Source organism: Corynebacterium propinquum DSM 44285 (assembly GCF_000375525.1).
In the GTDB taxonomy this organism is placed as follows: Bacteria; Actinomycetota; Actinomycetes; order Mycobacteriales; family Mycobacteriaceae; genus Corynebacterium; species Corynebacterium propinquum.
Map to the genome: position 1 here is coordinate 18147 of NZ_AQXC01000003.1, position 20328 is coordinate 38474.

The window sequence follows — 20328 nt, forward strand, 5'->3', positions numbered from 1 at the left end:
AGCGGTCAGTTTATCGTGCGATGCTTGCTGGGTTGCTCATTACGCAGGGCATGCTCGTTTTGCCGTTCTTCCCGATCCAGCGCGGGCACCTCGTCGTCATCTTCCAAGCTGGTGCCTTCCACATCCAGGTGCGGGATCACCTTGTCCAGCCAGCGTGGCCACCACCAGTTGCCGCGCCCCATCAAAAACATCGCGGCGGGCACAAACGTCATGCGGATGAAGAAGGCGTCGAAAAGCACCGCCACACCCAGCGCAAAACCGAAAATACTGATAAACGGCAACGGCTGGCCAATGAAGCCAACGAACACCGCGATCATAATGACAGCTGCGGCCGTGACGACGCGCGCGCCCTGGCTAAACCCAGCAATGGTGGAATAATCGATCCGGTTGTAATCCCGCGCATCCGGGTCATGCCGGGCGAATTTCTGCAGACCATCCCCGTGCGTCGCGGCAAAAGCCTCCCGCATGCGGGTGACCAAAAAGATCTGATAATCCATGGCCAGCCCGAAAGTCAGGCCAATGAGGAAGATCGGCATAAACGAGATCAACGGCCCCGGAGCATCGACGAAGCCGCCCAAGCCTTCCTGCCAAAACAGCACCGTGACGCCGAAAGCCGCGCCCACCGAAAGCAAGAACCCGACCCCGGCGACCAGCGGAACCAGCAGGGAGCGGAAGACCATGATCAACAAGAGCACGGCCACGCCGACGACTACCGCCAGATACAGCGGCATGACCTGGGCCAGGCGCTCAGTGATATCCACCTGCACCGCCGTCAGGCCGGTCAGGCCGACGCTGACACCCGTAGCACGTTCGACCTCCGCGTTGACGCGGTTCAGGTTTTCCACCAGGTCGACGGTGGCGGAATCAGCCGGGCCGGTTTTCGGGGTGACCAGGATCTGGGCGGCGCGGCCGTCGTCGGCAAGATCCACCAACTGGGCATGCTCAACGGCGGACAACGTGTTGATCTGGTTGACGGTGTACAGAAAACTCGCGCGGGCAGCTTTATCCTCGCGGGTGAGATCTTCAGCCTCGCCCTGCAGCTCAATCATCGCCTGCAGCGCGGCGGCGTCCTCATTAACAGTGTGGGCGTCGACAAGCGTCAACAGCGGGCCATTCGTGCCCGGACCAAAACCCTCGGCCTTCAAATCCGCGGCCTTGCGCTGAGTGGTGTCCGGGCTGCCCGTGGTGTCATTCGGCAACGCGAGCTCCAGGCGCGTCAACGGCGTGGCAGCCGCACCCAACCCGAGCACAACCAGCAACAACAGCACAGCCGGGAAACGCTGCACGAGGCCCACCCAGCGCCGACCCAGCGTCGGGCCCTGCTTCACCGTGCCGTTGCGACGCGGGCGGCCTGCGATACCGGGGAGTGCGAAGCCGAAGGCGCGATCGCCAAGCAAGCCCAAAATCGCAGGCAACAGCGTCAACGGCACGACGGTAGCCAGAGCGACGGTCGCTGCCGCGGCCAGACCCATCGCGGTCAGGAACTCGATCTGCGCAACCCAAAGCATGGCCAGCGCGATGAAGTTGGTAAGCCCCGCGAAAACCACCGACGAGCCCGCCGTACCGCAGGCCAGGGCGATGGCTTTGTCATTCGGCAGACGCTGTTGCTCGCTGCGGTAACGCGACATCACAAACAGCGCATAGTCAATGCCGACAGCCAGGCCGACCATGAGCGCCAACACCGGGGTCATGTCATTCAGCTCTGCAAAGCCGGTGGCCGTGATGACCCACAATGCACCGATGGCCACAGCCACGATCGCGGTCACGATCGGCAGAATCGCCGCAATCATCGAGCCGAAAGTCACCACCAGCACGATGAAGGCGATGGACAAACCGATCCACTCGTTGGACAACTCGATCTCGATCGGGTCACCAAAGCCTTCGCCGGAAGCCTCCACCGTCAGCCCAGCGTCACGGCCAATATCCATAGCGCTGTGCACGGCGTCGTACTGCTCCGGCTGCACCTCATAGGCATTCGGAGCATCGAATTTGAAGGTGGTCCAGCCGATGGTTTCGTCGTCATTGAGCAGGCGCAAATGTTGCGCATCCAGGCGGGCGGTTTCTTCCGGCAGGCCCTGCTCGACGCCCATGCGCTCGACGGTTTCCACCAGCTCCGGCGACAGCGTGACCGGGTTGCCGAAACGCAGCTCATCCTCGATGACCAGGTTTTCCTCCAGGCTGGCGATGACGTCGTCAATCGCGGCAGTGTTGTCCGGATCGCTGAGTTTTTCGCCCTCCGGGGCTTGGAAGACCAGGTTCACCGTGGCTGCGGCGGCCGGGTTTCCGCCTTCTGGGAACAGCTCGACGACGCGCTTGGTGGTGTCGATCGTCGGGGTATCGTCGATTTCGAAGTCACCGGTGAACGAGCCGGACAGGCTCAACGCCGCGCCGACGGATGCCGCCAGGATGACGATCCAGGCGATGATCACGCTCCAGCTATGGCGGAAGGAGAACAAACCCAGCCGGTACAAAAACTTTGCCACGTTGTTCGCCTTACTCTCGCCACTGCTGCTAGCCAGCGCTGTTAGCTAACACTGTTGTCGATATTAAAAAAGCAGACCCTTGGTATAAGGATCTGCTCGAAAAATGGCGGTGGCGGCGGGATTCGAACCCGCGGTTGGGGGTTACCCAACAAACGCTTTCGAGGCGTTCACCTTCGGCCGCTCGGACACGCCACCGCCGATAAGGATAGAACAGACCGCGGGCTGTGTCCAAATCCGGGGAGGGTTGGCGGGTGGGTTGGCTGGGTGAGGTGTGTAGGGTGTGGGGCGTGTGCGAGGTGAACCAGGTGGACGGCCGTTGCAGAGAGAAAACCGGGATGGGCAAGGCGGAATAAGTCGCGTAAGTGGCGCCGTTTTGCAAATAGACACCCAAAACAGGGCCCAAATCAGACTCTATTTGTAAAACGGCACCATTTCCGGAGCAGCCGCACCCGAAAAAACTGCACCCGCACGCTTCAGCACCAAACCCGGACTCCAGCGCAGCCGTCGGCACGCATCTACCCCCACCGCCGACGCAGCGCCCCCAAAAGCCATGCCCACCCCGCACACCCCACACACAGAAAAACCGCCCGCCGCATGCAGTGCGCAATGCACCCCACGCGAACGGGCGGAAACCCCGGCCAGCACAGCTAACCGGGTGTTTTAAGCAGACAATTTACTTGTCGTCGGTCAGCTTGCCGAGGGTCTCGGAAGCCTTGTCCTTCAGGTCGTCAGCCTTGTCTTCGACCTTGTCCTTGGCGTCGTTGGCGGTGCCCTTAGCCTCAGCAGCTGCGGCTTCGCCCTTGCCTTCGTTCTTCATCTCGTCGTTGTCGAGAACCTCTCCAACGATCTCTTTGCCCTTAGCCTTAGCCTTGTCCAGGAAGCTTTCTGCATCAGCCATAATCTTTTCCCTCCTAGGAAACGTTTGTGAAGCTAACAGGAACCACTGTACCGGAGATCACCGCCGCAAGTCTGAAAAGAAGCTGTGAATTAGCCGCTGACTTTCGTATTCTGCCACCCCACCGCGGACTTCCGGCACGTACAAGGCTCCGGGCGCGCGCACCGCATCCACGTATGACCCGCACGCCCCGGTTTTCGGTTCCCAGGCACCAAACACGATGCTGCCTATCCGCGCAGCCACGGCCGCTCCCGCGCACATCACACACGGCTCCAGGGTGACCACGAGCTCGCAGTCCTCCAGCCGCCAGCGCCCGAGTTTTTTTGCAGCTGCCCGCAGGGCCAGAACTTCGGCGTGTGCGGTGGGGTCATTGTCCGCTTGCCGACGGTTGGTGGCCGCCGCGACTGGCTCGTCGTCCGGGCCAAACACGACTGCCCCGACGGGGATGTCCCCGGCCGGGGTGTCGCGCGCGGCTGCAAGAGCACGGTCCATGCGGGAGCGTGCGCGCGTAAGCACGGATTGCTCCGGGAGCACTGGGTATGGCGATGCGCCCGCCGATGCGTCGTCAGGTACCCGGCGCTGCACTGCGCCCGCCGATGCGCCCACCGATGCGTCGTCAAGCACGAAACGGACCCTCTAATCCAGCCCGGTGACGTCCAGGAATTCTTCGTCGAAGCCGAGCTCTTCGGCGATGCGCACCAGCTGGTCGCTGGGGGATTCATCCAAGTTGTCGGTCATCACCTCCAGCATCTGCTCGGAAACACCCAAGTCTGCGAGAATGTCGAAATCGCCGTCGGCCCAGCCTTCGATCTCGTCGAGTTCGTCGACGTCGATATCCGGAACGTCGATGTTCAGCCGGTCCAGCACAGAGGCGGCGAAGTCGTCGTCGACGGCCATCGTGGCGTCGGAAAGCAGCAGCCGCACCCCGCCGGGCGTGGGGCGGACCAGCACGAAGTAGTCGTCGTCAACGCAGAGCATCGCGAAAGCAGCCGATTCCGAACGCAGATTGCGCACCTGGGTGATGGACGTGTCGATGTCGTCGAAATCATCCGCGTAGCTGCGCACAGTCCAGGCGCCATCGACGGTGGTGACGACGACGGAGAAGCTCGGGCCAAAATCTTGCTGGTTCATACCTCGTGAGACTAGTCGCATTCTGGCAAAATTGATACCGTGCTATCCTCCAGAATTTCGCGTCCAGTGTGTTTAGTCGGTCTCGGGCTGATCGGAGGTTCTTTGCTGCGCGATTTAGTCGCAGCTGGCGATACCGCCTATGGCTATAACCGTTCGACGTCCGGCGCGCGTAAGGCGGTCTCGGAGGGCTATGACGTCTCCGATGATTTGCCGCAGGTGCTGCGTCGGGCGGAGGAAGACAATGCGCTGATCGTCGTCGCGGTGCCCATGTTTGCGGTGGGTGCGGTGTTGGATCAGATCGCGGAATACGCCCCCAGCTGCGGCATCAGTGATGTCGTGAGTGTGAAGTGGGAGGTGTACGCGGAGATTCGCAAACGGGGCATGGAGGCGCGCTATGTCGGTGGGCATCCGATGGCGGGAACCTCAGAGTCGGGGTGGAATGCCTCACGCAAAGGTTTGTTTGAGCGCGCCACCTGGGCAATTACCTATGACTACGCTGATCAGCAACAAAAAAATGGCCAGCCCATTGATGCGGGCTGGATTGAGCTGTTTACCGACGTCGTGCGCATGGCGAGCGCTACTGGCGCCGAGGCCATCCCGGCGCGGGTGGTCAATCACGATCACGCCGTCGCCCGGGTTTCACATTTGCCGCATTTGATGGCGTTGGCGTTGTCGGTGACCGGCGATAACGGCGGCATTTTGGCGCAGTCGCTGGCTGCGGGTTCGTTTAAAGACGCCACGCGAGTGGCAGGCACGAACCCAGAATTGATTCAGGCGATGTGTGAGACGAACTCCGTGGCGCTGTGCGAGGCGCTGGAAGAAGCGATCGAGTTATTAGCCGAAGCCCACGACACGCTGTCGCAGGATCCGCCGTCGATCCGGGAGCTCGCCGTAGCGGGTAACCGGGCGCGGCGTCGTTTGGAGGCACGCACTGGCGCGCGCCGTGAATCGGTGTCGCCAGTGAAGATTTCTTCCCGCCCGGTGTTGCGGTTCCATCCGGGTTCGCCGGGCTGGGTGAACCAGCTCCGGCAAACGGAATCAACCGGCGGCCGGATGGAGATTTTTTAGGCCTCCCCCGCCGCCCCGGCTCCAGCCCGGTCAAGCAGCCCGTTACGGGCGGGAAGAAGGGCCCAAGCTTCTTTAAGCCGAAACGCTGTTATCGCCGCCGTCGACACCGCCGTCGTTCAGCATTGGCACGTTCCACGCGCTCTTCGGGGTGGCGAAAGCTTCAGTCAGCACCTGTGACCATGGGCCAAGGGAGTCGACCAGGTCGTTGATGGCAGCACGGGCGGCTTTCACGCGGCCGGATGGCAGCATGTTGTGTTCCTGGTACCAACCGGCGTGTTTGATCAGCAGGTCGAAGAAGAACAAGCTGCGGACCTGCTCGAATACCTGGCGTTCGGCGGAGCCTTCTGGCAGCTCCAGTTCGGCTTCCACCATGGTGCGCATCAGCAGCGAGTCGACGTGCGCCCAGGACACGGCGATCAGGTGATCCTGGGTCTTGTCGACGATCTCAGCGGCCTCAGCACGGTCTGCCTTGCGGGCCGGGGCGATACGACGCACCAGCGAGCGCAACACGGCCTGCTCGCGGTCTTCAATGAGCTTGACCTGGTAACCGGCGTCGAATAGCGAGTCTTCGTCGCGGTTGGAGACCAGATCGATGACGGACTGCACGCCGGAGCGGATACCGGTGCGGCGGCGGACGGTATCGGCAGCGGTTTCCACGCCGTATTTGACCATGTCCCATGGGGAAAGGTCCTGCATATCGCGGCCGAAGGCGGTCAGCAGGTGTTTGCCCACCATCTGGATCAACACCGTGTTGTCACCTTCGAAGGTGGAATAAATATCGGCGTCGGCACGCAGGGTGGTCAGGAGGTTTTCCGACATGTATCCGGCACCACCGCAGGCTTCGCGCATTTCTTGCAGCGTCTTGTTCGCGTGCTCGGTGGATGCGGCTTTGACGGCGGCAGCCAGCGATTCCATCTCGCGGGAAGCAAACAGCTGCTCTTCGGTGGGGTCGGTCACCGACCACTGGCCGCTCGCCTGCTTAGACAGCATGTCGTCGTAGCGTTCCAGGATGCGGTTTTGCAGCAGCGTCAGCGCGTAGGTGCGCGCCAGCGGGATGAGCAGGCGGCGGCGGTGCTGACGGTAATCAATCAGTCGCTTTTCGACGCCCTTTTCGCCGCCTTCAAACTGGCGACGGCGGTTGGCGTAGCGGATGGCGATGTCGCTGGCGGTGCGGGTCGCTGCCAGACCGGCGCCGCCGACGGTGATGCGGCCGCGGATCAGGGTGCCCAGCATGGTGAAGAAACGGCGGTTGCGTGAGTCAATCGGCGAGACGTAGGTGCCGTCTTCTTCGACGTCGCCGAAGCGGTTCAGCAAGTTCTCGCGTGGCACGCGCACGTTGTTGAACAACAGGGTTCCGTTGTCCACACCCAACAGACCGCCCTTGCGGCCATGGTCGCCGATTTCGACGCCGTCGAGTGGGTTGCCGTCCTCGTCCCGGATGGGCACGATCAGGCAGTGCACGCCATGGGATTCTTCTTCGCCTGGGGTGTAGAGCTGCGCGAATACCGCTGCCATGCGGCCGTCGCGGCCCGCGTTGCCGATGTAGACCTTGCGGGCCGAATCAGTTGGGCTGTTGATGATGAATTCGTGGGTGTCTGGATCGTAGGTCGCGGTAGTTTCCAGCTCTTGCACGTTGGAACCGTGGCCGCGTTCGGTCATGGCGTAGCAGCCGAGTAGTTCCGCGTTTTGGATCTTTTCGATGTAGTGGCGGTGGCGCTCGCTACCCAGGTTGTCGACAGCACCGCCCCACAGGCCCCACTGCACGCCCGATTTAATGGTCAGCGATGGGTTGATCGAACCGATGGTTTCGATACCAGAAACTGCGGCCAGAGCGTTTCCGGAACCGCCGTTTTCCTTGGAGAATGAGTGGCGGGATTCGCCGGATTCCACCAGGAACTTGATGTGCTCGTACATGCGGTCGCGTACGGCATCAATGCCGCCATCCAGGCTCAGTGTGAGGTCTTTTTCATCCAGTACCTCACGCACAGCTTTACGGTAGGGGGCAGCCTTACCGTCGAGCAGTTTCTGCAGGCCCGCTGCGGCGGAGTGGTCGGGTTCTTTCGGCAGGGTGCGTGGCGACGATGGCTCTGGGGTGCCCTTGGCCGAGTTGGTTTCCAGGTCAGTGCCTTTTTCACCGGCACCTTTAGCGCCGTTGTCTTTCACGCCGTTGTCCGAATCTTTGCCCAGGTTCTTGGCAAATTCTGCGATGCGGTTCATGGGATTCTCCTTCCAGGAGGGTCTTACTCAAGTTGTTTCAGCGTTTAACGTTTAACGTTTAACGTTTAACGTTCAACGATGGCGGTGATACCTTGTCCACCAGCAGCACAGACGGACACGAGCGCTCGGCCGCCGCCGTTTTCTTCCAAGGTCTTGGCGACGGTTGCCAGGATGCGTGCACCGGTAGCTGCGAATGGGTGTCCGGCTGCCAGTGAGGATCCTTTGACGTTGAGCTTGTCGCGGTCGATAGCGCCCAGTGGCTGGTCCAAACCGAGTTTTTCGCGGCAGTAGTCTGCATCTTCCCAGGCTGCCAGGGTGGCCAGGACCTGGGAGGCGAAGGCTTCGTGGATTTCGTAGAAGTCGAAGTCCTGCAGGCTCAGGCCGTTGCGCTCTAGCAGGCGTGGCACGGCGTAGGTCGGTGCCATCAGCAGGCCGTCGTCGCCATGCACGAAGTCCACACCGGCTACTTCGGAGTCCACCAGGTATGCGCGGACTGGGATGTTGTGCTGCTGTGCCCATTCTTCGCTGGACAGCAGGGCGACGGAGGCGCCGTCGGTCAGCGTGGTGGAGTTACCGGCTGTCATCGTGGCCTGGGCGCCGTGGCGTTCGGCATCTTTTTTGCCGAATACTGGCTTGAGCTTAGCGAGCTTGTCGACGGTGGAATCTGGGCGCAGGTTGGTATCGCGCGTGACACCCAAAAATGGGGTGATGAGGTCGTCGAAGAAGCCTTCGTCGTAGGCCTTGGCCAGCTTCTGGTGTGATTCCACAGCCAGTTGGTCTTGTGCCTGGCGGGAAATGCCGAATTTCCGGGCGGTGATTGCGGCGTGCTCACCCATCGACAGGCCAGTGCGTGGCTCGGAGTTGCGTGGGGTTTCTGGTGCCAGGTCTTTCGGCCGGATGGAGCCGATCAGCTTCAGGCGCTGGGCGGCGGTCTTGGCGCGGGACAGTTCCAGCAGGGTGCGGCGCAGACGGTCACCGACGGCCAGTGGTGCGTCAGAAGTGGTATCGACACCACCGGCGATGCCGGATTCGATGCGCCCGGCAGCGATGGCATCGGCCACGTGTACAGCTGCTGCGATGCCGGTGCCGCAGGCCATCTGGATATCCGTGCCAGGGGTCTGCGAATCAAGCGGCGAGCCTAATACGCATTCGCGTGTCAGGCTGAAGTCCCGGGAGTGTTTCAGGACGGCGCCTGCGGTGACTTGACCGACCCGCTCATCCTGCAGTCCGTAGCGTGCTACCAGGCCGTTGAGGGCTGCGGTGAGCATGTCTTGGTTGGATGCGGAGGAGTATTCCTTGTTCGAGCGGGCGAACGGGATGCGGTTGCCGCCCAAGATCGCGACTTTTCGGCGCTGGGTCATAATTTTCTCCCTTGTTTTGTCTCAGAAAACAGTCTGCTTGCTGCAGTTTTCCGTGACCCTAGGATAGGGTGCCAGGATTCACTTTACACAATTTCGTGTAACCTTAATCACGCATAACCATTCGTACAATTCGTCTCTACCCCCTACAGGAGGCCCATTATGGCGAAGAAATCCATGTTGGAACGCGTCATTAACTCAGACTTTGGCGCAAAACTCGGCATCCCCCAGGGCACCAAGCTCCGCCGCTACACCCCTGGCGAGCCCTTCCTGGATGGTCCCGTGGTGGTAGGTGGCGGTGATCTTGCCGACGACATCCGTTCCCTGCTGCAGCTGGACTACCAGCTTCTCGACGCCGAGGCGGACTCCAAGCGCGCCGCCATCGTCTTCGACGCCACCGGCATCACTCGCCCGGAACAGCTGCACGAACTCTACGATTTCTTCCACCCACAGATGCGCAAGCTCGGCGCTTCGGGGCGCGTCGTCGTAATCGGTAATAACCCGGATGACCTGGAAGGCGACGCCCGCATTGTCGCGCGCTCCCTGGAAGGTTTCTCTCGTTCCATTTCTAAGGAACTGCGCAAAGGCGCTACCGGCCAGCTGGTCTATGTGGAACCGGGCGCGCCGATTTCTGCGTTGGAATCCACGCTGCGTTTCTTGCTGTCTGGCAAATCTGCCTTTGTTTCCGGCCAGGTTATTCGCGTTTCTGCGACCGAGAACGAGAACGTTGACTGGGAACGCCCGCTGGCTGGCCAGCTGGCCGTGGTTACTGGTGCCGCCCGCGGTATCGGCGCCACCATCGCTGAGGTGCTGGGCCGCGATGGCGCTGATGTCATCTGCATCGACATCCCACCGGCAGGCGAGGCATTGGCCGAGGTTGCCAACAAGGTCAAAGGCACTGCCCTGCCACTGGATGTCACCGCAGATAACGCCGCCGAGGCCATCACCGAGCACGCACAGCAGCGTTACGGCAAGGCCGTGGACATCATCGTGCACAACGCTGGTGTCACCCGCGATAAGCTGCTGGCGAACATGAACGAAGGCCAGTGGCAGATGGTGCAAAACATCAACCTGGTCGCTCCGGTCCGCATCACCGAGCAAATGCTGGCCTCCGGCGGCTTGGCCCCAGATGCCAATATCGTCGGCATTTCTTCGATGGCGGGCATTTCCGGTAACCGTGGCCAGACCAACTACGCCACCACCAAGGCCGGCATGATCGGTCTTGTCGACGCTTTGGCCGAGAAAATGGCGGCTGCTGGCGGCACCGTCAACGCTGTGGCCCCGGGCTTTATCGAAACCGCGATGACTGCCGCCATGCCTACCGGCCCGCGGGAAATCGGCCGTCGTATCAGCTCGCTGAACCAGGGCGGTCTACCAGTCGATGTTGCAGAAACCGTCGCGTTTTTCGCTAGCTCTGGTTCCCGCGCAGTCAACGGTAATGCCGTGCGCGTGTGTGGCCAGAACATGATGGGCGCGTAAAGCGCGTAAAGGAGTTATACGCATGACTGCACAAAATTCCCGCAACTACACCAAGCTGGCGGAAGTCCCCGACATGTCGAAGCTGCTGCGTGGCGTCGTCAAGGACACCCTGCCGGTGTTGGGTACCAAGCGTTCGGCTACTGGTGACCCGCAGGCGGCGTTTGAGGTCGCGAATTTCAGCGTCGACCGCGAGCACCTGGCCGCCTATACCCGCGCGACTGGCCTGCGCTATAGCAACGAGCTGCCGATCACCTACCCGTTCGTGCTGTCGTTCCCGCTGTTTATGCAGGTGATGCTGGCGCCGGACTTCCCGTGCCGCGCGGCCGGTATGGTGCACCTGACCAACGAGATTGAACAGTCCCGCCCGCTGCGCATCGACGACGAGCTGACCCTGCGCGTGCACGCAGAAAACCTGCGCCCGCACCGCAAGGGTTTGTTGGTGGATTTCATCAGTGAGATCTCTGTCGACGGCGAGCTGGTGTGGCGCCAGACGTCCGCGTTTTTGGGCATGGGCGCGAAGTTCTCCGCCCAAACGCCGAACGAGGTGCGCACCCGCGGCGAGGATTCCGGCTCCCTGCTGGAGCGGCTGGACGTTGCCGACGAGACCGCCACGGTGAGTTGGAAGGTTGACCGCGACATCATCGACGATTACGCGGACGCCTCCGGTGATAAGAACCCGCTGCACGTGTCCAAGATCGGCGCGAAGGCTTTCGGTTTCCCGGCCCCGATTGCCCACGGCATGTGGACGGCCGCGAAGATGGTCGCTGGTTTGGAAGGCGAGCTGCCCGGCGCGCTGCGCTACACGGTGGAATTCCAGAAGCCAGTGATCCTGCCTGCCCGCATCGCGTATTACACGTTCCGCGGCGAAGGCGCCCAACCAGAGCCCGCTACCAACACCCCAGCAACCTGGAACACACAGGTAACTAAGGGTTCAGACCCGAAGAAGGTGCACGCCGTCGGCAAGTTCGAAGCTCTCAGCTAGCGCTCGACTGACGCTCGACTGGCACCTGCCGGGAGTTTTATACTCCTCACACACCAAAAACCTAGGCCCGATTCGCTGTTATTCTGGCGGGAAAACACCACGAATCGAAAGGCCTAGGTTTTGTCGTCTCACAATAATTCCACCGCCACTGACGCTACTGCCAACGCTGCCGCTGACGCTGCTTCCAGCAGCACTTATATCCCCGTCACCGCGGATCATTTCCGCGCCCGCTTAGCCAAAGCGGAAAAAATCGTCGCCGAGCAGAACCTGGCGGGCTTCCTGGTCAGCCCGGGACCAGAGTTTCAGTACCTAACCGGCTCCACATTTAGCTCGCATGAGCGCGCCACTTTCCTGGTGCTGCGCGCGGGCAAAGATCCGGTGGCTGTGTGTCCGGAGACCGACGTGCTGACGCTAAAGCAGGAAAACCTGGATGAGCTGGGCTTCCGCTTCGAGGCATGGCGCGACGGGCAGTCGCCGTATGAGATCACCCGCAGGCTGTTGGAAGAAAACAGCGAGCACAAGGCCGTAGCGGTTGCTAATGCGATGACGGCTGATCACGTTCTGCGCCTGGATGCTGCGTTGCCGAACCACAGCATCGAATTGGGTTCAGATGCGATGAGCCAGTTGCTGTTGGCCAAGGGCGAGGAAGAAATCTCGCAGTTGGCGGCCGCGGCGGCAGCGATTGACCGCGTGCACGAGCAAGTTCCGGCGTTGCTGCGCGATGGCGTCACCGAGCGCGAAGTAGCCGATAAGCTGCATGATCTGATCTTGCGCGAGCACCACAGCATTGATTTCATCATCGTCGGTTGTGGTGAAAACGGCGCGAACCCACACCATTCGTTCTCGGATCGTGTGCTGCACACGGGCGAGCCGGTGGTCGTCGACCTGGGTGGCGCGTTTGGTGATGGCTACCGCTCGGATTCCACCCGCACATATGTGGTCGATGGTGCCGTCGACAAGGCCCCGCAGGAATTCCGCGATGCCTACGAGGTTGTTACCCGCGCGTTCCATGCTGCCCGCGAGGCTGCGAAGCCGGGAGCGACGGCGGAGTCGATTGATCGTGCTGCCCGCGAGATCATCACAGAAGCCGGCTATGGCGAGAACTTCAGCCACCGCTTAGGCCATGGCATTGGCTTGTCGACGCACGAGGATCCGTTCTACCTGGAGGGCAATAAGCAGCAGGTGCAGGAAGGCTTCACGTTTTCCATCGAGCCCGGCATTTATGTCGAAGGCAAGTGGGGCATGCGCCTGGAAGATATTGTGGTGCTGGAAGCGGATGGACCGCGTCACCTGAACCAGCAGCCCCGCGAGCTGCGGTAATCCCCACCCCGCAGCAACACCCCGGTACCCCGCGCGTGTACCCTTCCTCCCCCGAACCCCAGACCACAACCAAAGAAAAGGCCTTTCACGAGTGGGTAAATTACTGGCATTCGCACGCGCGCTACCGGAGCAGTTCTGGTTCGTCCCAGCCTTGTTTGTCACGGCGGCCATTGTTCTGTCGCAGGCGCTCGTCGGCCTGGACCATATCGACTACGAGCTGCCCGCCTTCCTGCATAATCTGCTGTTCGCCACGGGTGCTGACGGCGCGCGTTCGTTGCTGTCGGCGATCTCCGCGTTTCTGGGGGTAGCGGGCACGGCGTTTTCCATCACCATTTCGGTGATTAGCACGGCCTCAACGACGTATGGCCCGCGCCTGGTGCGCAATTTCATGCGCAACCGCAATAACCAGATTGTGCTGGGCGTGCTCACCGCCACCTTCGTCTATACCCTGCTGGTGTTGCGCACGATCAAATCGGGCGACGACGGCGATGGCGAAGCCTTCATCCCGCACCTGGCGGTGAATGCCGCGATTGTTTTCGGCGTCATCGATGTGTTTGTTTTCGTGTGGTTCATCCACCACATCGCCAGTTCGGTGCAGATTGAAACCATCAGCAACCAGGCGTGTAAGGATTTTGAGCGCACGATTAAAAGCACGTGGCATGATCCGGACGACGACGGCGTCGAGTGTTTCCCCGCGCCGACGGAGGGCGGCGGGCTGGTTCCGGCGCACCGGAGTGGTTTCCTGACTCGCATCGACTATGACATGTTGCGTCGCGATGCCGAAAGCTGCAATGTCAACGTCAGCCTGTTGGCACGCCCGGGCGATCATGTGGTGGAGGGTGCGCCGCTGGCCCAGGTGTGGCCGGAGCAGCGTGCCGACGCCGTCGCCAAGGCTTTGCGCGATCACCTGCACATTAATGTTTCCCGCACCACGGAGCAGGATTTGCGTTTTGCGCAGCAGCAGTTGGTGGAGTTGGCTTTGCGTGCGATGGCGGGTGGCACGGATGATCCTTATACCGCGATCACTGTGGTGCAGCAGTTGACGCCCGGCATTGTTACGGCGGTTAGCCGGAGCGAGGATGCGAATGTGCTGCTTGACGACGCCGGCGCGCCGCGCGTGTACCTGCGCCCGGTACTGATCCGCGAGATCATCGATATGCCGTTTGACCATGTGCGCCCGCATGCCTTGGGATTCCGTATTGTGTTGGAGGCTTTTGTGGATCTTGCCCACCACATCCGAGTCAATACGCAGGACCCGGAGATTGCCAAGCGCGCGGAACGGCACATCGCCACCATCCTGGACGAAGCCCAAGACCGGCTCAGTGACCGCGACCAACAGCTGTTGCGCGACTACGCACGGACCAATTTTTACGACGTCACGCGCGGGTAGCACACCTAACCTGCGCTAAACCTGCGCCACATCCACTACGCAACGCTTGGAACACTCAACCATCCGCCACAATCTTTCGCAGTTTGTGGTGCGCAAAGTGCTTGTCGACGCATACAGCGTCGATTGGAAACGCTGGAACCCCGAGCCCTTCCAGAAGCTAAAGGGATGGAGTACTACATGTATGAAAAGAACATGGACGAACCAAAGATTGGGTTTACAGCCGCATAAACGCACAGGCTAAACTAAGAGCAAAAGACTAAAACAAGGAACCTGAAAAGGCATGAGCATCATAGACCCAGCAACAGTCAGGTACTGCCTTGCACAAGGGATGACCCAAACAGAACTAGCGCGCGAGTACGGGGTTACCCGGCAGTACATTCACAAACTGGCCAAGCAGGCTGGTCACGAGCCGTTGAGGACGATTGTTACCGAGAATTTTCCCTGGCCTATCAAGCCAGAATATACGCACAACAACCTGTATACCGTGCTAAGAGTTATCGGATTGTGGAATTTAGAGCCTTCAGCGGTACAAGACAGCACTATGAAAAAAGTAAAAGGCGTGCTAAGGAAGCTACAGAACTTCAACACCGTGATCGACTGTGACCCCGGCTACCCAGCCGTGCCTGGATTGGTGAACACACCAGGGTTCGCCTACGTTCCGCGAACAGAAAGCGATGAAGGGTTCATCGTCAAAATCAAACCCGAAACAAGAATCACGCCCATCGGCAGGAAACTTTGGCGCATGCCAGAGGGGGTGCCGGGAATAGGTTAAAGGTTTGGCTGATCGCCCCAAATTTCGTGAAGTATCGCAGATTTTGTTCCGTCTGAGTAGACGGGAAAATCTTCGAATACGCCCAAGAAAGTTGCCCAGGATGCCAAGGAGTAAGTAATCCGTCTCGTAGAAGACCGTTCTGGCAGAGAACCTTTCGATGCACCCCGCGTGCCAAGCTGTGGCACCGAAGCTGGGCGTGTCGGGGCATATTGCTCGGCAGTGCGCCCAGCCAGCCCAGTATGAAGAAGCACAGACTGCGCAACTCGGAAGACACGAGTCGAACTCGTAGCATTCCGAGCCCACCTGGCGCTGCACTGCGCCATTGCGCTGACTGCGTGAGCGGTCTTGGGGGGAGGTCAGCGACGGTGGCCCGCTGCAATGTCGACAAACTGCCGGTCACTCCACGAAAGTCTTTAACGCTAGCGCTTCGCGTCCGGCGGCCATGGTGGGCTCTTGGTGAGCCCCACCTCCTTCGCAGTATGCGGCATTGATGAATCCAAGGCAGCCATCGCCTTGTACTTAGTGAGAAATTGCTCGCGGCTGCCGTTGAAGCCGCCGCCCTCGATCGCCCACTCCAATAGCTTGATCGTGTCAGCGTGCTGAATGCTCCCGCCAGGCGAAAACTGACCTCTGCGTCGCGCCTGGGTGAGTACCTTTGCCTGTTGCTTGATGACATTGGTGCCGGCTATCTCGTCGCACACGAGGATGACTTGTTCACCCGCGCGAGCGCGGAGGACGCCATGGAGGATCGCCATATGCTCTCCACGATCCTTGGGTTCAGCGTACATTTCCTCGAACTCCATTCCCAGGACAGCTTGACAGCACTGTCTCAGTTCGTCAGTGGCGTCGTCCGGGATAATCTCCCTGAAGCGATCTGGGATCCGGCGCCAGACCTCGCGTGCACGCTCAAACTGCCTATGCCGGGTGGGAGTGTCCAATATCTCCAGCTCTACGGCCTTAGGCACGTGAATCTTGTTATGGCCCAGAGCGCAAAGCAACTCGGGAACGCAGTCGGTGGTAAGGAACTTGAAAATCGGTCCGGTGTCAAGGATGTGCATTACTCCGCGCCGCCCATAAGCGCCGACAGCTCCTCAGAGGTGAGCCGCTCACCTGTGTCCTTAGGACGGGTCGCCGACACGGCTGGCGCCCCGACAGGAATGATTCCCTCCTCAGCCAGGGCTGCCTTCGTGGCTGAGGCACTGGAATCACCACTGAGCTTGGCGATAGTCGAGGAGGCCACGCTCCCCTGGCGGTAACCCTCTATGGCTCGCGTCATGAAGCTCTGCGGACCGCGAGGCTTGCTCGACTGCACGACTAGCGCCTGGTACTCGGAACGCCAGCCGAACTGAGCAGCAATGGCGCCAGCAGTAATCTGGCCCCATTGCTTGCAGGTGTCGGCATCGATCGCACCAGCGTCGCGCATCTGGATGGCAACCATGTGGGGAGAGGCGAGATAAGTCTGCACGATGTCAGAAAGAGTTGCGAGCGTGACTTCCTCACCTTTGACCATGTCCGCCACGCCACCCATTGGAACTAGCAGGTGGCGGGCGAAGGCGTCCGCTTGGATCTCTTCGGGGCTACGCCGAGCCCAGTCGGTACCATCTGTCAGGCTGTCAATAGTGCCGAGCTGATAATGACCAAGCTCATGAGCAAGGGTAGAGCGAAGTCGCATGGGATGCTTCGTGCACCCCACCGCCATGAGGTGCATATCATCCAGAAGCATCGTCATGCCGTGACCAGCAGCCGAAGACCTGACGTAGGCCACACCAATTCCCACCTTGCGCTCAATGAGCCTGACCAGATTCGTAATTGGCTCTGAGCCGAGGGAGTGCTCTTTGCGGAATCTCTCGGCGGCTGCCCGTCCGATGGCCTCGTTACTCATACGAGCTCCGGAATACCCAGCTGGTCGAGTCGACGTGAAACTCCGAATGCGTAGATCAGGTAGTCGGCAAGCTCCTTCGATCCATCCTCGTCGGTGCGCCCGGCACAGCGCACCTCGTCAGCGATGCTGTTCGTGCCAAGCAGGTCGTCGACCAACACACCACAACCGTCTGCGATTAGCACGAGTTCCAGCCTCGACGCAGCCCGCTCACCCTTCTCGATCCGCTGGATCGTCGGCTGCGACAGGCCGGTCTCTTTGGCCAACTCGCGCTGCGACACACCTACAACCTTGCGTGCCTCGACGATCCGTTGGCCGATCTCAATATTCACAACTGACATCTGAATCACTCCCATTCAATTTTGATTCTACACCACGCGGGTTGTCATCCAGACCCCACGACGCCGTAGGCTCACAGCACACCTAACCTGCACTAAATCTGCGCCACCTCACCAGCTTTGCGATAATGGAGTAATGACTCGCGCCACATCCACCACGCAACGCCTAGAACGCTCAACCATCCGCCACAATCTTTCGCAGTTTGTAGTGCGCTGGCGCGAACGCATCGCCGCCTGGCGCGAGAATAATGAGTCCGGCACGGAGCAGAAATACGCGCAGCAATATTGGACAGATTTCTTTTCCTGTTTCGGTATTAATGCCACCTACCTCAATGTTTTTGAGCAGACTGCTAAGCGCAGCAGCACCGGCGGGCACGGCCGTATTGATTTCTTTATGCCCAACAAGTTGATTGGTGAGGCAAAGTCGCTGGATGTGGATCTGGATGCCGCCCACCAGCAGGCGCTGGATTATCTGCGTGGTGGCACCATCAAGGAACACCAGTGGCCGCGCTACATCATGTGCACGAATTTTGAGCAGATCCGGCTAAACCGCTTGGGTGAACAAGATGAGCGTTTCGATGTCACCATCAGCTTGGATGAGTTGCTGGATCATGCCGAGAAGTTCATGTTTTTGGCTGGTTATGAGTCTGTCAGCCACCGCGAGCAGGAGCGCGCCTCCATTGCGGCTTCGGAGATCATGGCGAACTTGTTCCGGGCACTCAATGACGATGATGTGGATGAGGCAGTCGGCGATGCTGCTCCGACGAACCCGGAGGATGAGGACGAGCGCGTCGAGCAGACTTCAATGTATCTGACGCGGCTGTTATTTTTGCTCTTCGGCGATAATGCGGGTCTGTGGCAGCCGGGTTTGTTCGCGGACTTGGTGATTAATGCCAATGGCGTCGGTGAGCTTTCTGGTGATCTGAACACGCTGTTTAATGATGTGTTGAATAAGCCGGAGTCGCAGCGCCCACGTCGTTTGCCGGAGCATTTGGCGAAGTTCCCGTACGTCAACGGTGGTTTGTTTGCCGGTGATGTGCCTAAAGAATATTTCGATGAGCAGATGCACAAGGTGCTTGTCGACGCATGTTCGTTCGATTGGTCTCAAATTAGCCCCGCCATCTTCGGTTCTTTGTTCCAGTTGGTGAAGTCGAAGGAAGCGCGTCGGCATTCTGGTGAGCATTACACCAGTGAGAAGAATATTCTGAAGACGATCGAGCCGTTGTTCCTGGATGAGTTGCGCGCGGAGGCTCGCCGTTTGATCAATTCGAAGTCCACGAGCGTGAAGAAGCTGCGCGAGTTCCGCGATAGCCTGGCGAACAACATTTATTGCGACCCTGCTTGTGGTTCCGGAAACTTCCTGATTGTGGCTTACCGCGAGCTGCGCAAGATCGAGACGGAGATGATTGTTGCTATCCGTGAGCGTGAGGGCAGCGCGGGCAGCATGACTTTTGATATTTCGTGGGAGCAGAAGCTTTCCATTGACCAGTTCTATGGTTTTGAGATCAACTGGTGGCCGGCGAAGATTGCCGAGACTGCCATGTTCTTGGTGGATCATCAGGCAAACCGGGAGCTTGCCGACGCCATCGGTCTAGCCCCGGAACGCTTGCCGATCAATATCACCGCGCACATTCACCACGGCAACGCCTTGCAGTTGGATTGGGCGGAGATCCTACCGGAAACCAGTGGCCAGACTTATATCTTTGGTAACCCGCCGTTTATTGGGCAGTACACCAAGACTAAGGAACAGACGGCTGATATGAAGCGTGTCTGGGGCAAGGATTACGACGGCTACCTGGATTACGTCACTGGCTGGCACGCGCAAGCACTGAACGTACTACAGACGCGCCACGGCGAGTTCGCCTACGTAACCACGAACTCGATTACACAAGGCCAGCCGGTTCCCGCACTGTTCGGCCCAATCTTCCGCGATCACTGGCGCATCAAGTTTGCCCACCGTACGTTCAGCTGGGATTCAGAGGCCCCAGGCAAGGCCGCGGTGCATTGTGTGATCGTAGGATTCAGCCGCAACACCAGTGTGAAGCCGCGTCTGTGGGATTACTCGGACGTTCGTGGCGAAGCTGTCCCCGTTCCGGTGGAGAAATCCATCAATGCTTATTTAGTTGATGGTCCGAATATCTTGGTAAAAAAGCGGTCAAAACCGTTGGCAGATATTCCGCCTGCAAAGCGTGGATCCCAGCCGACAGACGGAGGTAATTTAATCGTCGAATCTAATGATTACCCTGAAGTCGCTAATGATGCAGTAGCCGCAAAATATTTACGCCCCTTCCGCATGGGACGTGAGTTGGTTCGAGGACTCGACCGTTGGTGCCTATGGATGGATCACGGTGGATTTGAGCCGTCAGATATTCAGAAATCTGCAATCCTGAAAGATCGCATCGAAAAAGTCCGGGATTTCCGATTAAAAAGCAAAAAGAAAGCAACACAAAACTCCGCGATCACCCCGTACCTTTTCCAGGAAAACCGCCAGCCTTCAGAACCCTACGTCGGAATTCCACGCGTTGTCTCAGAAAATCGAAATTTTTACACAGTTCAGCACCTGGATCACAACGTCATCGCTGGCGATAAGGTCTACACAGCTGAAGATCCCGAAGGGCTTCTCTTTGGGCTCATTTCGTCTTCCATGTTTATCACCTGGCAGCGCACCGTAGGCGGAAGGTTGAAATCAGATTTAAGTTTCGCAACCACGCTGACCTGGAATACTTTTCCAGTTCCAATTCTCGACAGCGCTAGTAAGCAAAGAATCATCGCAGCCGGCAAAAAAGTTCTCGAAACGCGTGAACTCCATCCTGGACGATCACTTGCAGATCACTATAATCCGCTCGCCATGGATCCAGCTTTACTAAAGGCTCACGACGTCCTCGACAAAGAAGTCGATAAGGCATTCGGAGCTCCACGAAAATTAACAAACAGCAGACAAAGACAAGAATTATTGTTTATTCAATACAATATCTTTATACAGTTTAATTAATACACCTAATTCATATAACTACTG

The 20328-nt window shown here is 59.3% G+C and carries 16 protein-coding genes and 1 tRNA gene; 7 read left to right on the forward strand and 10 right to left on the reverse strand.

Annotated features, from left to right (window positions below; genetic code table 11):
* Positions 1-5: 5 nt before the first annotated feature.
* From B142_RS0103510 to B142_RS0103535, 5 genes are all read right to left on the reverse strand, one after another.
* Positions 6-2483, reverse strand: coding sequence for an MMPL family transporter (locus B142_RS0103510; protein WP_018120165.1), 2478 nt, complete (start codon positions 2481-2483; stop codon positions 6-8).
* A gap of 104 nt (positions 2484-2587) precedes the next feature.
* Positions 2588-2678 (reverse strand) — tRNA-Ser (locus tag B142_RS0103515).
* A gap of 478 nt (positions 2679-3156) precedes the next feature.
* Positions 3157-3381, reverse strand: coding sequence for a hypothetical protein (locus B142_RS0103525; protein ID WP_018120167.1), 225 nt, complete (start codon positions 3379-3381; stop codon positions 3157-3159).
* A 57-nt stretch (positions 3382-3438) separates the two neighbouring features.
* Positions 3439-4002, reverse strand: a complete 564-nt coding sequence (locus B142_RS0103530; protein WP_018120168.1) for a nucleoside deaminase — start codon at positions 4000-4002, stop codon at positions 3439-3441.
* Positions 4003-4014: 12 nt separating this feature from the next.
* Positions 4015-4509, reverse strand: a complete 495-nt coding sequence (locus B142_RS0103535; RefSeq protein ID WP_018120169.1) for a tRNA adenosine deaminase-associated protein — start codon at positions 4507-4509, stop codon at positions 4015-4017.
* Between the two features lie 39 nt (positions 4510-4548).
* On the opposite strand from B142_RS0103535, the gene B142_RS0103540 reads away from it, so the two are divergent.
* A complete protein-coding gene (locus B142_RS0103540; protein ID WP_026167809.1) occupies positions 4549-5577 on the forward strand; it encodes a prephenate dehydrogenase in 1029 nt (342 codons plus the stop codon).
* Between the two features lie 72 nt (positions 5578-5649).
* Here the strand turns inward: B142_RS0103540 and B142_RS0103545 are convergent, their stop codons facing one another.
* Entirely contained in the window at positions 5650-7794 is a 2145-nt protein-coding gene (locus B142_RS0103545; protein ID WP_018120171.1) for an acyl-CoA dehydrogenase family protein, read from the reverse strand.
* 65 nt (positions 7795-7859) lie between these two features.
* Positions 7860-9155, reverse strand: a complete 1296-nt coding sequence (locus tag B142_RS0103550; protein WP_018120172.1) for an acetyl-CoA C-acetyltransferase — start codon at positions 9153-9155, stop codon at positions 7860-7862.
* 159 nt (positions 9156-9314) lie between these two features.
* Between B142_RS0103550 and B142_RS0103555 the strand changes: the two genes are divergently transcribed.
* From B142_RS0103555 to B142_RS0103575, 5 genes are all read left to right on the forward strand, one after another.
* Positions 9315-10631 carry a 3-oxoacyl-ACP reductase gene (locus tag B142_RS0103555; RefSeq protein ID WP_018120173.1) on the forward strand — a complete coding sequence of 439 codons (1317 nt, stop codon included), beginning with the start codon at positions 9315-9317 and terminating at the stop codon, positions 10629-10631.
* A 22-nt stretch (positions 10632-10653) separates the two neighbouring features.
* Positions 10654-11613, forward strand: a complete 960-nt coding sequence (locus B142_RS0103560; protein ID WP_018120174.1) for a MaoC family dehydratase — start codon at positions 10654-10656, stop codon at positions 11611-11613.
* A gap of 120 nt (positions 11614-11733) precedes the next feature.
* Positions 11734-12933, forward strand: a complete 1200-nt coding sequence (locus B142_RS0103565; RefSeq protein ID WP_018120175.1) for a M24 family metallopeptidase — start codon at positions 11734-11736, stop codon at positions 12931-12933.
* A 91-nt stretch (positions 12934-13024) separates the two neighbouring features.
* A complete protein-coding gene (locus tag B142_RS0103570) occupies positions 13025-14323 on the forward strand; it encodes a DUF2254 domain-containing protein (RefSeq protein WP_018120176.1) in 1299 nt (432 codons plus the stop codon).
* A gap of 280 nt (positions 14324-14603) precedes the next feature.
* Positions 14604-15095 carry a helix-turn-helix domain-containing protein gene (locus B142_RS0103575; protein WP_018120177.1) on the forward strand — a complete coding sequence of 164 codons (492 nt, stop codon included), beginning with the start codon at positions 14604-14606 and terminating at the stop codon, positions 15093-15095.
* Positions 15096-15514: 419 nt separating this feature from the next.
* Here the strand turns inward: B142_RS0103575 and B142_RS0103580 are convergent, their stop codons facing one another.
* From B142_RS0103580 to B142_RS0103590, 3 genes are read right to left on the reverse strand one after another with little or no spacing between them, the layout of a single operon-like run.
* A complete protein-coding gene (locus tag B142_RS0103580) occupies positions 15515-16153 on the reverse strand; it encodes a PIN domain-containing protein (RefSeq protein WP_018120178.1) in 639 nt (212 codons plus the stop codon).
* Positions 16153-16977, reverse strand: coding sequence for an ImmA/IrrE family metallo-endopeptidase (locus tag B142_RS11780; protein ID WP_018120179.1), 825 nt, complete (start codon positions 16975-16977; stop codon positions 16153-16155). The genes B142_RS0103580 and B142_RS11780 overlap by 1 nt, the downstream gene beginning before the upstream one ends.
* Positions 16974-17315, reverse strand: coding sequence for a helix-turn-helix domain-containing protein (locus B142_RS0103590; RefSeq protein ID WP_147579068.1), 342 nt, complete (start codon positions 17313-17315; stop codon positions 16974-16976). Before B142_RS0103590 ends, B142_RS11780 begins: the two co-directional genes overlap by 4 nt.
* Positions 17316-17448: 133 nt before the next feature.
* On the opposite strand from B142_RS0103590, the gene B142_RS0103595 reads away from it, so the two are divergent.
* Complete coding sequence (locus tag B142_RS0103595) at positions 17449-20304, forward strand: DNA methyltransferase (protein WP_018120181.1); 2856 nt, start codon at positions 17449-17451, stop codon at positions 20302-20304.
* Positions 20305-20328: the final 24 nt, after the last annotated feature.